Below are 13,776 nucleotides of genomic sequence, written 5' to 3' on the forward strand. Positions count from 1 at the left end.
CCTGATTTTATCTTGGATTAGGTTGACCACAAGATACGCGATCGCTTGACTATCGTAGTTGATCACAAACAAATTGAACGTTGAGCATTCGACTTGAAACAGAACCAAGACTCTACATTAAAGAAACAAAATCCACAAAAAAAATTTACCCCTGTTTTTGACCCTTTTTTCGTCTATCTAATTGATAATTACTCTCAAGACAAACTGCCCAAACCGTGATTATTGATATATTTATCAAGAAATATTACAGTTTTGGTACTATTTGATTTATTTGACTAAATTCGTGCATCTGAGAGAAAACCTCGACAAAACATCCATTTTCCCAATTCTCACCAACTACATTCAACATCTCCCAATATCTATCCAATATCTCTCAAATCTCCAATTTTTTTCTTACCTTTTTACACCTTTTACATCATCCACTCACAAAATTCTCATTAGCTCAAAAATTCCCAATAAATCCGAACAGTTCCCAAGACTTGTTAGAAGTCTCCCATTTGCTCCCAATAATTGGTCAATTACCCTGAAAATCGCTTAAAAGCTTAAAAGCTTGCTAATCCATCTTTTGATGACGCACAGTACGCCATATTTGGCGGAAAGTTTTTGACAGCCAAAAATGAAAAGCAGAAGCCGAAGCAACAGCCATCAAAAAAAAACTACAAAACAAATACACAGTCACGACAAAAGCCACCGATGAATTCACCCCTCTGAAAAATGCGGCGATTCTTCTCTAGTTCTTCGCTCAAAAAGCGCGCAGTGGACACTAGCTACACATTTATAATCACCACTAAGTCTATGCAATTAGTGGTCTTGAAATCACCAAATTGTATATCCAATCACAATTTCTTTTGGCTTAGTCTAGGCTTAGTCCAGGATAGTCGTAGACTAAGCCTAGACTAATTCTAGGGTTTGAGTAATTTCAGTAAGTCATTCAAAAAAGTTGTTGCAGACTAAGCCTGGGCTTAGTCTGCACTAAGCCAAAAGCATCTGCTATTTCTCATCAAAAAGCCTATAATCCTTGTTGCCACTAGCTTGGAGCTACTTTTTCGCCCAATTTCGGGCGGGTTTTCTATATTACGGCTGTGCTGCACTTATACTTCAAAAATCCCTCTCCCTAACTTCAACTTGCCAACCCAGCATTCGAGATAGACTGCAAATCGCTCTCACCATCAAAGCAAGTGTCTACTCAAGTAACTGCTTGAGCAAGTGAATCTGTAATTCCAACTGTGAGATAGAGTAAATCACAGCAGTCTTGAGAGTGGTGCTGTCAGTGCCAATACGCTTCAGGACAAAAGGCCCCCAGCACATCCTTAAAGTACTCAAAACAATTTTAGTCAAACCTCTGCCCGACATTTTACGCTCTCGCTCTCGTAAAAATTGCAGTAACTGACCATCGCTACTGTCGTGACTACGCTTAATCGAAAGCACTTCCAAATTAGGTTGCTCCATGTCCTGCATTCCTACCGAATTAAAGGGGATTATGAGTAAGGCATCGTGTTGATTGATACCAAATTTCAATGACTGTCAAAATGCGCCGTAAACTACCCCTAGTATCCCTCTACTGTACCAAATGACAGTCGTTTGACAGTCATTGTCCAAAACCTCGATGACTGTCAAACGACTGTCGTTATACCCCCTAAAGGTGCTTTTGGGCGTATTTTCGCACCAGGCAGTAAGCGCGATTTCTCCCCCAAAAGTGGATTTCAGGGTTTTGTATAAGTGATACCATACTCACTATGGTTTCATGCCCTGCGGGTGGCTGCGCCATCTCTCGCTGCGCTCATGACATGAAACCGTCGTTCGCCCTGCGGGACTTTTTCGTACTACAAAGTACTGCATTTGTAGCATAAATCTTTTATGTCGCCACTAACAATTCTCAGAATTGAGAAACTAAAAACATTCGGCAACGTTGCCGGAAGTGATGACCATGTTACCAGGAATAGAGAAACACCCAACGCAGATCCAACTAAAGAGAATGTCCGGTTGATTGGGGGAGAAGACGAACGCGCACTCGAAGAGATAGTTAAAGAAAAGATTGCCACCCTCAAGCATCGCCCTCGGCATGATGCGGTGTTATGCACCGAAATGTTTCTCTCGGCATCGCCTGAATATTTCCGTCCCTTAAATCCATCTCTTTCTGGGCAGTGGTCTGATTCACTGATGCAGCAATGGGCTTTAGCATCTCGTGACTGGCTAGTGGAAAACTATGGGTCAAAGTGCGTCAGGGCAGAACTCCACTTAGATGAAAGTACCCCACACATTCACGCCTACATCGTGCCACTGAATGAAAAAACCGGGAGAGTCAGTCATGACGCGATGTTCGGCGGCAGAGGTGGACAGGGAAGAATTAAGTTATCCAAACTCCAAGATAGTTATGCTGCTGCACTCGCTCCTTTGGGCATTGAACGGGGGGTCAAGGGCAGTAAGGCAACCCACACCAAAGTAAAGGAATATTACCAAGCGGTTAACAGTGAACCACTCACCGCAGTGATTACAAATAACCAATTAGCGCCAACGCCTTTTGAATCAGCTAGTAGTTATGTAACCAGGATTCAGTCTGATGACCAGTTCCAAGCGATTAACCACCAACTCGCTGACCGGGCTTTCATGCAAGAGCGATTAGAAAGGGCAGAGCAACGGGCAAGAGCCAGCGAGAAGGAACGACAACGGCTAGAAGAAATTGTGCGCGAGCTGGAATTGAAAACCCAACAACTGCGCGACTTGGCCGTTAAGGATGTCGCCTGGGAGTTGGGGCTACACCACGAGGAAGGAAAATGGAAGGGTCACGGACACATCATTAATATAGATGGGCCCAAATTCTACGACTTTGCCCCCGATCAACAAAAGGGATCAGGCGGTGCGATTGACTTGGTGATGCACGTCAACCAGTGCAATCTACGGCAGGCGGTCGTCTGGTTGCATGAGCGATTTGGCGAAGCTGGGGCAGAACGAGCAGCGATCGCAAAAACTCGTGAAGTGGCTGCTGAAATTATCCAGTTAGAACCACGAACCCCGTTTCAGCTACCTGTTGAGGAAAAAAGCAAGTGGTCTTCTGTCTCCAACTACCTCACCCAGAAACGGGGGATACCTGAAAATTTTGTGGAACTTCTGCATAAAAGGGGATTAGTTTACGCTGATGATCAGCAAAACGCTGTGTTCGTCATGCGGAATCTTGGCGAAGAACCCCAGGCAATAGGAGCATTCCTGCGGGGAACACGGGGCGAGAACAACACTTTCAAGGGTTACGAGAAAGGGACTAAGCGGCGTGAGGGCTGGTTTTACTTTCACTTAGGCGGACAGTCAACTTCGCCAGCAGAAAGGTTAGTGCTGTGCAAGTCGCCCATCGATGCCATATCTTTTGGAATGCTGGAGTATCAGCTTAGAGGTGACGTGCCACCCAATAGAACTTTGTACATGGCGGTAGATAATCCCAAAAGCTTACCAGTAGAGCAATTGCAGCATATTCCTAATGTGCAGTTGGCTTTTGATCCAGACGATGCTGGCAATGCAGCTGCACGAGTTGTTAAGGAACTGCTGCCACAGTCCAAGCGGCTCAAGTGCAAAGCTGACGATTGGAATCAGCAGCTTATTGATTATAGGCAGCAGTTAAGGCAACAGCATCAGCAACAGCAAGAGCAGGAGCAGGATGATGAATTGAGTCTTTAATAGTCAGTGTTCTAGTAGTGAACTGTACAGTCCCCTTTTGTAGTATTAATGTAGCTGGTTGGTACTTCTTTTTGATGAAAGTGATTTGAAATTTACTTAAATCATCATTTTTCGCTCCAAAAAACTTTCCGCCAAAGATGGCGTACTGTGCGTCAGAAAATGACATTAATTTTTGGCTGGAGCATAATATCACTATGACATTTGAAAATGCAGAAATTCTGGCATTTTCCATTGATTTGCCATTACTGTGCCATACCCATGCCATTGGTATGCCATAATTCTGCCAGTTTTAACCCTAATTCTCAATAGTGATAATTAGTTGAGAAATGAATTTTCACTCCTTCCATTCATTTGCCATTGAGATGCCATTGGCGTGCCATAAATTTGCCATAATGGGAGCCAATTTTTGATAATACATAAAGAAGCCAAAATTGAGCCATTGGAGTAAGTTTTTAGTTCGTATACGAAGTTTTTTTTCGACGAACTCTCTACCGCGCACCTCAATACGATAGTGGTCAACAATCTTCTAGATAAAAAGCCGACGCAAGTAAGATGCCTCATGTATCTCATAAGAACTTGTGGCTGTTCCTTGGCTTGACTGCCATTCGACAAACACCTCTGAGCCGTCGTCCGAAACCTCCTCGACTACACCGTGCCACAAGTATTTCAAATCATCAGTCGCGGCGGCGGCTACCAGATCACCTACTTTGAAAGTTACCTGGGATAAGATCGCTGATGGCGTTGGTTTTTCAGCAAGATCCTTTTTTAGCTGGTGTATTTTCTTCTGGTAGTGCTTAGGTAACATATCCCAGATCAGCTTTTTAATATCTTCCGTCCTACCCTTCATCAGCCTCTCTATCTGATACCAATTGTTATATGCCGCTAATTGGCACAAGGGAACTAAAAGCGCATGAGCCAAAATTTCTCTTAGTGAAAAACCAATTTCTAGAATATCTAGTGCTACTCTAATTTCTGCTAGCTGAATATCGGATTGTTGATGGATCAGTTCAGTTAACGAATGGATAAACTTTTTTTCCCGGTTTGGGAGATTCTTGAATCTACTGCCTAATTTGCGAATTTTCACTATCTGCTCAAGGATCTCGAACCGACATTCTGAAGGAATTTCGCGGTACTCCACCTCTAGATCAAATTCCTCTTTCTTCTCCTGATTCGGGGTAATATCACTGCTAGAAATTAGTTGCCAAGTTACAGGTTTACTGCAATTGGGGCACGGTGTAGTTAAGAGGGTTTCAAAAGTTTCGCTTTGAGGATTCCAGACCATTTTGCTAGTGATTCTTGCCGACATCGGCTTGAAAACGTGATGGCAGTACCCACAATTGCGTACTCCTGGCGAATTCTTATCTACTGATTCTGGCTTGAGGCTCCAATGCCGATGTTGGTCAGGTGTACCCAGCCTATACCAATTGTCAGTCTGGTCAACTAAGATGGCATACTCCTTACCTGGCGCTGGTCGCAGCGCACGCCCAAGCATTTGTAGCCACAAGCTAATTGAAGTTGTAGGTCTAGCACATTGCACCACATCAATGTCTGGGCAATCAAAGCCCTCGGTTAATATCCCACAGTTGCTTATGATCTGCGTTGAACCTGTTCTAAATCTTTCTAAAATCGCTTTACGTTCACCCGTGGGTGTTTCTCCATCGAGATGCTCCGCAGCTATGCCGTTTTTTTGAAACTGTTCGGCTATCGCCTGACTATGAGACACGTTAACTGCAAAGACAACGGTTTTTTTCCCAAAACAATAATCTTGCCAGCACCTCACTACATCTTCAGCTTTTATCTTGGTTGCAGCCCGTTCTAATTCTTTGATTGTAAAATCTCTACCCTTTGGGGTGAACAATCCCAGTTTGGCAAAACCCCCAATCATTTTGAATTTACACAAGTGTCCCTCTGCTATCAACTGCCCAGTTGTAGCACCAACAACCAGTTTTTCAAACAAGTCTTCAAAGCCATAACCATCAATTCTTTGGGGTGTTGCGGTCACTCCTAAAATTTGGGCATCTGGATACTGAGCAATCAATTGACGATAGCTGTTTGATGCCGCGTGGTGTGCTTCATCTATGATGATTAAATTAGCTTCGGGATATTTTTTCCGACGTGCCAAAGTTTGAATACTGCCAACTTGAATTGGTGCATCAACATTCGGTTTATATCCAGCTTTGATGATTCCTGGAATAATGCCGGTTGCTGCTGCCAGCTTCTCAGCAGCTTGGATAATTAGTTCTTCTCGGTGGGCTACGACTAACACTCCTTGGTTTTTACGAGTGAATTCGCTAGCCAGTGCAGCAAATAAAACTGTCTTGCCTGCGCCTGTTGGCATCACAGCTAATTGCTTATGACTACCTTTGCGCCAGTTGGCTTCAATTTTCGCTTTACAAATCTCCTGATAGTCTCGCAGCTTCATAAGCTCAACTGAGTGCTTTAATGCTCTCCTTATCTACTTTATACTTCCCAAAAAAGGGAAATTTTCAGACGCAACGCGTAAGCCAACCTTGAATGATGGGGCACTATTAACATCATCCTCAAGCTGAACGTTGAGATTATTGACGCATAAGGAAAATTTCTCTTAATGGCATCAAATCGAAATTGATTTTAATGGAGACAGGTATTGCTGTTAGCAGCCCTATATTCATGGTTTTCCATCTAATCAAGTATTCTCAAAAATCGGTGTTCTAGCTCTTGCGCCTTCACTCACCTTTGTTACCAGTATTTTTTTGAGTTTTCGTCCTGGTTCAAGTTCACAAAACTCTATTACTTCCGATTCAAAAGGCTTGCGGTAATACTTGGTAGCGAAGGGATGATGAAAAAACCATTCACGATCCGCATCCATCTGTTCATCAGCCAAATATCCCATCTCCGGGTGCATTTTTAAGACTCGTGGAGAATTAACAGGCTCATTCATTGGTGTTACCTCGCTTTAGTTGTTTAACTGTCTTGCGTTCTTCTGGTGTCAACTCTTTCCAAACAGCAGATTTAAATTCATCAGTCCACTCTTCTAACAGTTCATCAATCATCTCCCACGACTGATCTTCAATGCTCTCCCTAATCAGTTCAGCATTAGCGATAACTTCATCCGTTCCACCTGCATTGAGGGGGGTGTCACAGGTGTCACCATTCGGCTCTTGTTCCTGTTGAATATTGGTTTCTTGCTGTAACACCGCCACATCACCTTGTGGACAGACTCCTGCTAAATCATCGATCGCTTGCTCCTCTGCCACTTCCATTGTCAATAAGCTATTTGGCATAGCAATAAGCTCATCTGGCACAGCAGTTGACACACCACCTAAATCTGCTGTAGTGCTTGGTGCCACGTTATCGCACACCACCCACACCAATTTAGAGTCATTCTCCTTATTAGCAGGTGAAACATTGGTGTGAGTGATTTGATTTTGGTCTGACGAGTCAGTGTTTAATTCAATGTTTAAGTCAATGTTTGATGAGGTGTTTAATTCCGTAGTTGATTTTTTTTCTAAATCTCCTAAACTGGTGTGGTTGGTGTGGAAGTCTTGATTTATAAGGATTTCTTGGTGTGGCAGTTGGGGTGGATCTGCTGTGGAATTAGAGCTTATTGCTATGGGTGTGTCAGTTATTGACATTGGCACATCATTAAAACTAATTCCTTGCAGTGCCTGTAACTTCCGTTTCCCGGATGGGTGGGGGACGGTTACTAACTTGGCTTTGGGGAATAGTGTTTTAAATCTGGCTATGACTTGGTTGATGGCCTTAACTGTTTTATCACTAGGCTTTGACTGTTCCTGCCAAATCGCTTTTACCTTGCCAGTGCTGGATTCATCAAAGGACAAAGTACCGTTGTCGATGTACCAATTTTCTAGGCGTGACCACAGGTCAAATGCTGTGACGATGGCATCCGACTTGTAACCCAGCCCTGTATCTTTAGAAAATTGGAATAAGTGAGAGTTTTCGGCTTGAATATCCTCTAATGCTTGCTGAGTACAGCTATAGTCAATCCCCTCTTCTATCAATGCCTGTAGCCCAGCAATCATCTTATTTAAAAATGCTGGGGCCACACACTCACGCACAAAATCCAAGTCATAAGAGAATCTGGGATCTGCTAGTAACTCGTTTGGGTTGTTTGGGTCAGGATTTGACTTAAATGTTTTGCTAAAAACTAGGGCTGCGATGCGGTCAGTAATTGCTTGAATTGTGCCGTGCAGTGCCGGGGTTTCATTCAAGTTGAAGATACCGATCCCTTCGGGGCTAAATTCGATATGGTCTTTCCCCTTGCGCTCTGAGTGTAAGACGTTACCAGTGGCAAAGAGTTTGAGCGATTGAATTTTATCTAGTCGTGCTGTCTGTGGATTCTCTGAAGCCCAATTTACCCGACTGTTGACCAGGGGAAAGAGTGAAAATTTCCGTCCTTCATCATAAGCAGCAAAGTCAGCTAAGGAACAGCTGGTCATGCCTTGCTCACCGTAGATGATAGATACTACCTCCCGGATGGAATCTTTACCATTTGAACCCAATCCACAGGCCAGTAATAGCTTTGTTTCCCGTCCTCGACGCTTGCGGACTTCCTTTAGATCAAGACTCGCCCCCAGGTTTCTTAATAAAACTTGTTGTTGAGGGGAGTCTAAACATGACAGTAAGCGATCGCAATGTCTGGGGTCTGCTTGGGGGTCATACTTGACTAATGGCGGATATGTAAAAAAGTGTTTATCTGGGTCGTGTTCTTCTAAAACTGGCTCTGGTTTGGGGGCTGCCCAATCAACACCTAACACGCCATTAGTACAGTTAACCCCTGGTGGATTAAGTAATTGCGGGTCAATTTCTACTCGCAGCTTCACCCACTCCAGCAACTCTTTAACTTTGCTAGGTTTGGCATAAGGGTGGGTAATGACAAAGTTCTTGCCAGTTTTCTTAATAACTTGATACGAATTGCAATAACTCGTAATGCGTGGACGCTCAACTGAATCAGGCGAGTGTTTGTAGTGCAAGCCATCCCAGCAATACAGCAGTCCATCTGCACAAATCCATTTGCGATCGCGGTAAAGGGTGTTAAAACCTTTTTGCAGGAATGTGCTGTCCGGCTCATCGTCGTCGAAAGTAGCAACATCTACTGAGTCTACATTTTCTGATGATGATTGAGCATCTGCTGTAATTTCTTCTATCTGCTTTAACAGTAAATTCGCTAATTCATCGCCTGTCATGCCCGATTCAAAAATATCTGCTACATCTCCTTTATTTTGCAGATCCGGTTTGATTAAAAGCAAGTCGATGGCAACAAAAGCTACTCCGGCTTGGGCGCAAACCTCTTTAATTCGCTCTTGCTTCTTCCATCCGGTTTCATCATGATCCGCGCAATAAGCTAGTAAAAAATCTTTACCCGTAGAATGCTTGATTTGGGTCAATGATTTTCCGATGTCACCGTCAGAGCAGTTACCTACCCAAGTAATGCTGGCTAAACCTGACAATCTGGTAGCTTCTACGCACTTTTCCCCCTCATGGGCTAGTAGTACCGGGATGCCATCTGTGGATTTGATAATTTCGATCGCTTCGTCCTGTTTATAAGCAGGCCAATAACCTTCTTTCTTCCATGTAGCTTTATTGGTTGTGGGGTCAATTCTGCTGACTGAGAAGGTTTTGACTCTGCCTTTGTCTAAGGCTGCACAGGGGCATTCAAATCTGTGCGATTTGCGCCCGTTGCCATAGTCGTATTCAATAACGGTAATTTGTTTTAATTCTTTCGGTGTGGCTCCATCATCTGATAGCTTGAAGCTGACGGACTTGGGGACGAAATCGGGTGTTATGGGTTGTGGTGTGGTGATTTCACTCCTCAACCTGCATATTCTTAACTCTGATGGATCTAGGTTTAAAACCTTGGGTAATGCTGCTGGTTTTTTCGCTTTTAGTGGTTTGAGTCCCAATTGTTGCGTGTAACCAAGTTTGTTCTCTTCTACTACCTCACTCCAAGGTTTGATTGCTTCTCTAATATCAGGGCATTGGCAGTTATTAAAACACTGGTATTTCCCATTACTAGGGTTGATGCCTAAGTTATGCCCACCGCAAGCTGGGCAGATGTATTTATTTTTCTCTTTGGCTGGTTCTAGCTGGTCTACAAAATTGCGAATATCAAAGGAGGCGAGTGCTTGTTGTGTGGTCAACATTAGCGAATACCTCCGATTTGATTCAATTGTTGAAAATTAGCTAGTACAAAAATCGCTGTATTGTCTGTGTAGCAAGTGTCTTCGAGGAATTGAAGGCAGTTAGTTAGCGTGTGATTACTTATTTCTGACAGCAACTGTTTTGATGCTGTAATATAGATACAATGCGCCCTGACGATGTTACCGATGCAATTGCGGTAACGTTCGTTGTAAACTTGTAGTCTAAGCATATTAAATTTTATTAAATCCGGGTCTTCCCGGTATGAGTGAACAAACAACGCTGAATCCGCCAAGATAGGGCGTTGTTAAGAACTAAAAGCTCTCGGTTATAGCCGGGGGCTTTTTGCTAATGTTGTCAGGATTATAGCACTATGGTCAGAGTGCTATTTATTTTTAGTTGACTCAGGACTGTTTTCTTCCAGCCATTTATCAAGAAGACCTTTTAGCACTTCATCCATAGTTGTTTTTAACTGTATACAGGCTATTTTGAAGCGATCGCGCTTTTCTTCCTCTACTCGAAATCGTACAAAAACCTGCTTGTTTGAATCACTCATAGCAAAATATTTTTATAGCAAATTAGCAATACTTTACTATTTTCACAAAATAATTAGCATATCCAATTAAATGAATTAATAGCACTATAATTTTTGTGCTATAGTGCTATTAAGGTAAAAACGCCACGGAATGACCAAACCTGCATTAGATGGGATAAGTGCCAGTGTGCCACCGCATCATTGCATAGATAGTCAAAACCAAAGCAGCAAGCCTATTTCAGAACTTTGTCAATTAAATATTTTGAGGATTTTTCCGATGACAGATTTGGCAGTTCATACCGAAAATGCCAACACTGGGCAAAAAGGTACACTCACTATCGTTGCTGGTTACGACCTCGGTAATTCCAGTATTAAATTTGTATCATCAGACCGCCAGATAAGATTTCCCAGTTATTTAGAGAATTGCTACTACCGTCCTACAGAGACTCCCACAGAAGGTTACGTTGAGTACCTAGAGGGTGATGCACTAACTAAACTGGACTACAAGCAATGGTTATCGGGTTATGCAGCTTACGATGCCAATCCGAAAAACCATCTTCGGGTTACTGATGATGCTACTGCAAAGGTGAGTCAATCGCTGAAACATTTGCTAGCAGTGCTTTCCTACTACCCTTACAAAGCTTCGATTGAGTTAGTAATCTGTGCATCTTTGCACGAAAGAGGCGATTTAGAAGATCAGCTGATTGAAGCACTCACTGGCCGCCATGTCGTCAAGTTTGGCGGTAAGATTTGCCCCACCGAGGTCAAGATCCATGTTTTGAAGGTTTACGACGAAGGGCACGCAGCGATCGCCGCCTTTGCCCAGAACTTGAACACCAGTAAACAAAACGTAATTGTTGACATAGGGAATCGGACAGTTATTGCCACTTTGATAGGTTCCAAAGGACATCTAGCTAACCGAAAGACTTTTGATAACGGTGTGGAAGAGTTGATCCGAATGATTTCGGTCAACCCAGACTTTAAGAATCGCTTGGTAGGCGAGATTGCAATGCCGCACCTTATCCGCCAGGGACTAGAAAGCACTGACAAGCCCTTTTGGTACGGCAAACAGTTCAGTTTTCAAGATGTCTACCAAAAAGAGTTAGCGCCTTGGGTACAAAAGTCCCTAGCGCCAGTATTCAAGTTTATCCACCCTTGGAAGATTAATGCAGATGTCTGCTTAATTACTGGGGGAGGCTCACGACTGTCATCAGTGAGTGAAGCACTTCAGGCTAAAGGGTTCGTGGTAGCAGATAACCCAGTGTGGGCAAACGCGATTGGGCTTGAACAATTAGCAAAGATGATTCATTTAAGGAGTGTGAATGAACAGCAATGAAAGCATTCGGGTAGTGATTCGTAAGCCCTACCACCCATTACTAAAAAAGCTTGCACAACAAATGAACTTAGACGATTACGGGGAGGTGATTAACTTCCTACTTTTAGAATTCCAGCGAAATGGGTACAACTTCCAAGCTGAACAACCGACTGATTCTAAGCTCCAACAACAAGACGAAAAAAATTTAGTTAACAATCTCGCTGCAATGTTCTAGCCATGAAAATCAACAAAACACTTGGATTCTCTGTTGCTGCCCTTGGCTTTCTAGCCCTCGGCTATTTCGGAGTGCAGTACTTCGGTCGTAACAATATGTTCACCATCGCCGCAGCCGTGGGAGGTGCAGGGGCCATCAGCTATGTACTTCAGAAACCGAGTCAACCAGAAGCGCCAACCGCACCGATAAAAGCTCAAAGGAAAGGGAAGAAGTCATGAGCCACCAAGACACCCAAAACACACAACCATCGCTAACAACTACCGAAATAATGACCATCATCCTCGGTTGTGAACAGACTCTAAGGTTTGTGCAAGCATCTCCCAATTACAAGCAAATCGAAGCCTCCGAGCGGTTCAGTACATCGAATGACCTGCGTCTGGGCGATGCCGTTCAAGCCTTGATGGAGATTCACGAAGCAATCCTAAATATCGAGTTTTACTCTCAAGTTGAGGGACAAGCTTATGCTTTCAATGACAGCCTTACAGCGTAATCATCTGTACCAATTCCGTGGTCAACAACTGCGCTACAGCCATCGTTCTAATTGTGGAGTCAATGCCCCTTTCGTTTTCAATGACTCCAAAGGCAGACGCAAAGAATTAAGCCAAAACCAAGTGCAGAGGGAGGTTTTTGAACTTGTTGAGTTTTGTGAGAACTGACTCTGGTGCGATTGCACCGACGACCAATCATTGCAATCGCCCCACTCTGGTATGTATCTCTCGCCGCAAACGAAAAGTACAAAAGGATTCTAACAAATGGCACTAGATTATAGAAATCCCAATGATTGGGGGCGCTGTTCTTTCACTGATAATGCTTTGAAACTCCAGCAATTTAAGGCTCTTAACCCAACAGCTACGAAGCGCGAAATAAATATTTTTCTTTGCAGCCTTTACTTACCCCTCACCGGAACCGAATTCTTAGCAACTCATGAAACCATTGATGACCATCCATACTCTGCTGCATTTGGTCAATTCTTGGGCAACGGTATTGACCCGGATATTGCAAATATCTTAGCGTTTGGCTCTAAGCGATTTGATTTAATCTCTGATGATTTTGATGATCCAATACGGCAACTAGCAACGAGAATTTATAGCCGATTTTCAGAGATGGGTTACTGGGATAAGTTGCCCCAATCATCCAGCAATATCGACTATGACTACATCCCTTATTAGGAGGTAAAATGGCGCGTAATTTTGGAGCAGCAAAACTCAAAAACCATATTCACAACAATGCCCCCGGTACGTTAGGAGCAATGGGCAGACTGTTTGATGTCTCAGAATCGGACTTCAACAAAGCCCTCCTTGGCGACCAAACGGTAATCACCAAAATTGCAGACATGGCGCGACTGTCTGACACCGCTAAGGCTAATCTGCCTAAAGCTTTGGAGGCATACCGAAAGATTATCGAAACAACTGGGGATGTAAACCAAGCCTATGCCGAACTGGTGCAACTGACCCAGAAGCACGGAACGCAAACCCTGAAAGCTATCAACACTAGTAAGACAGGAGAGCAGCGTTTCAAAAATGAGATGACCGAAATGCAGGCGGAACACGTCAACGCCACCACTGCCGAGGCTACCCGTCACGCCCAACGCTCATCCTTGATTCAGATATCTGGGGCCACAGCAGACCTTATGGCATTGGCTAAGTATGAAGTTGATTTAATCAAAGCTTCTAACAAACTGCCTGAAACACAAGATGCAGCAGATCGCGCTTACGAAAACGCCGTAACTACCGCACTGTGGACAAACGGTAGTGAAGCCAAGACTGACCGCATACCCAAGCCCAATTACTCGCGCACTGCTGGGATTAGCCGAGTAGGGCAGTGGTTCCGCAACTTCATGGGCATTTAACCCATAGGTAAGTCGAAAGCCAGTAGTGAGCCAAAACT

At 43.7% G+C, this 13,776-nt stretch carries 15 protein-coding genes; 8 read left to right on the plus strand and 7 right to left on the minus strand.

Translation table 11 applies throughout. The annotated features are described in order from the left end of the window. Positions 1-1,182: 1,182 nt before the first annotated feature. A complete protein-coding gene (locus tag A4S05_RS31955; protein ID WP_256091312.1) occupies positions 1,183-1,449 on the minus strand; it encodes a hypothetical protein in 267 nt (88 codons plus the stop codon). 408 nt (positions 1,450-1,857) lie between these two features. On the opposite strand from A4S05_RS31955, the gene mobV reads away from it, so the two are divergent. Continuing rightward, complete coding sequence (mobV, locus tag A4S05_RS31960) at positions 1,858-3,666, plus strand: MobV family relaxase (protein WP_069073795.1); 1,809 nt, start codon at positions 1,858-1,860, stop codon at positions 3,664-3,666. On the opposite strand, the gene A4S05_RS40860 is transcribed toward mobV, so the two are convergent. The 6 genes from A4S05_RS40860 to A4S05_RS39610 all read right to left on the minus strand — a co-directional run bounded on the left by A4S05_RS40860 (position 3,587) and on the right by A4S05_RS39610 (position 10,360). Beyond that, positions 3,587-3,931, minus strand: coding sequence for a hypothetical protein (locus tag A4S05_RS40860; RefSeq protein WP_141699862.1), 345 nt, complete (start codon positions 3,929-3,931; stop codon positions 3,587-3,589). The two genes, mobV and A4S05_RS40860, sit on opposite strands and share 80 nt — an antisense overlap. Before the next feature lie 261 nt (positions 3,932-4,192). Next, positions 4,193-6,088 carry a DEAD/DEAH box helicase gene (locus A4S05_RS31965; protein ID WP_069073796.1) on the minus strand — a complete coding sequence of 632 codons (1,896 nt, stop codon included), beginning with the start codon at positions 6,086-6,088 and terminating at the stop codon, positions 4,193-4,195. 243 nt (positions 6,089-6,331) lie between these two features. After that, positions 6,332-6,586, minus strand: coding sequence for a hypothetical protein (locus tag A4S05_RS31970; RefSeq protein WP_069073797.1), 255 nt, complete (start codon positions 6,584-6,586; stop codon positions 6,332-6,334). Beyond that, positions 6,579-9,809: a DNA primase family protein gene (locus A4S05_RS31975; RefSeq protein ID WP_069073798.1), complete on the minus strand. Its 3,231-nt coding sequence runs from the start codon at positions 9,807-9,809 to the stop codon at positions 6,579-6,581. Before A4S05_RS31975 ends, A4S05_RS31970 begins: the two co-directional genes overlap by 8 nt. After that, a complete protein-coding gene (locus tag A4S05_RS40865; RefSeq protein ID WP_141699863.1) occupies positions 9,809-10,036 on the minus strand; it encodes a hypothetical protein in 228 nt (75 codons plus the stop codon). The genes A4S05_RS31975 and A4S05_RS40865 overlap by 1 nt, the downstream gene beginning before the upstream one ends. A gap of 153 nt (positions 10,037-10,189) precedes the next feature. Next, positions 10,190-10,360 carry a plasmid partition protein ParG gene (locus A4S05_RS39610; RefSeq protein ID WP_084227340.1) on the minus strand — a complete coding sequence of 57 codons (171 nt, stop codon included), beginning with the start codon at positions 10,358-10,360 and terminating at the stop codon, positions 10,190-10,192. A gap of 130 nt (positions 10,361-10,490) precedes the next feature. Here A4S05_RS39610 and A4S05_RS31980 point away from each other — a divergent pair, with 130 nt between their 5' ends. The 7 genes from A4S05_RS31980 to A4S05_RS32010 all read left to right on the plus strand — a co-directional run bounded on the left by A4S05_RS31980 (position 10,491) and on the right by A4S05_RS32010 (position 13,738). Further along, positions 10,491-11,675, plus strand: a complete 1,185-nt coding sequence (locus tag A4S05_RS31980) for a ParM/StbA family protein (protein WP_069073799.1) — start codon at positions 10,491-10,493, stop codon at positions 11,673-11,675. Then, a complete protein-coding gene (locus A4S05_RS31985) occupies positions 11,662-11,889 on the plus strand; it encodes a hypothetical protein (RefSeq protein WP_069073800.1) in 228 nt (75 codons plus the stop codon). The genes A4S05_RS31980 and A4S05_RS31985 overlap by 14 nt, the downstream gene beginning before the upstream one ends. 2 nt (positions 11,890-11,891) lie before the next feature. Beyond that, positions 11,892-12,107, plus strand: a complete 216-nt coding sequence (locus A4S05_RS31990) for a hypothetical protein (protein WP_069073801.1) — start codon at positions 11,892-11,894, stop codon at positions 12,105-12,107. After that, a complete protein-coding gene (locus A4S05_RS31995; RefSeq protein ID WP_069073802.1) occupies positions 12,104-12,379 on the plus strand; it encodes a hypothetical protein in 276 nt (91 codons plus the stop codon). The genes A4S05_RS31990 and A4S05_RS31995 overlap by 4 nt, the downstream gene beginning before the upstream one ends. Next, complete coding sequence (locus A4S05_RS32000; protein ID WP_141699864.1) at positions 12,351-12,545, plus strand: hypothetical protein; 195 nt, start codon at positions 12,351-12,353, stop codon at positions 12,543-12,545. Before A4S05_RS31995 ends, A4S05_RS32000 begins: the two co-directional genes overlap by 29 nt. A 96-nt stretch (positions 12,546-12,641) precedes the next feature. Then, positions 12,642-13,058 carry a hypothetical protein gene (locus A4S05_RS32005; RefSeq protein ID WP_069073804.1) on the plus strand — a complete coding sequence of 139 codons (417 nt, stop codon included), beginning with the start codon at positions 12,642-12,644 and terminating at the stop codon, positions 13,056-13,058. A gap of 8 nt (positions 13,059-13,066) precedes the next feature. Next, on the plus strand, positions 13,067-13,738 hold the full coding sequence (locus tag A4S05_RS32010) for a hypothetical protein (protein ID WP_069073805.1): 672 nt from the start codon (positions 13,067-13,069) through the stop codon (positions 13,736-13,738). Positions 13,739-13,776: the final 38 nt, after the last annotated feature.

The organism is Nostoc sp. KVJ20 (assembly GCF_001712795.1).
GTDB lineage: Bacteria > Cyanobacteriota > Cyanobacteriia > Cyanobacteriales > Nostocaceae > Nostoc.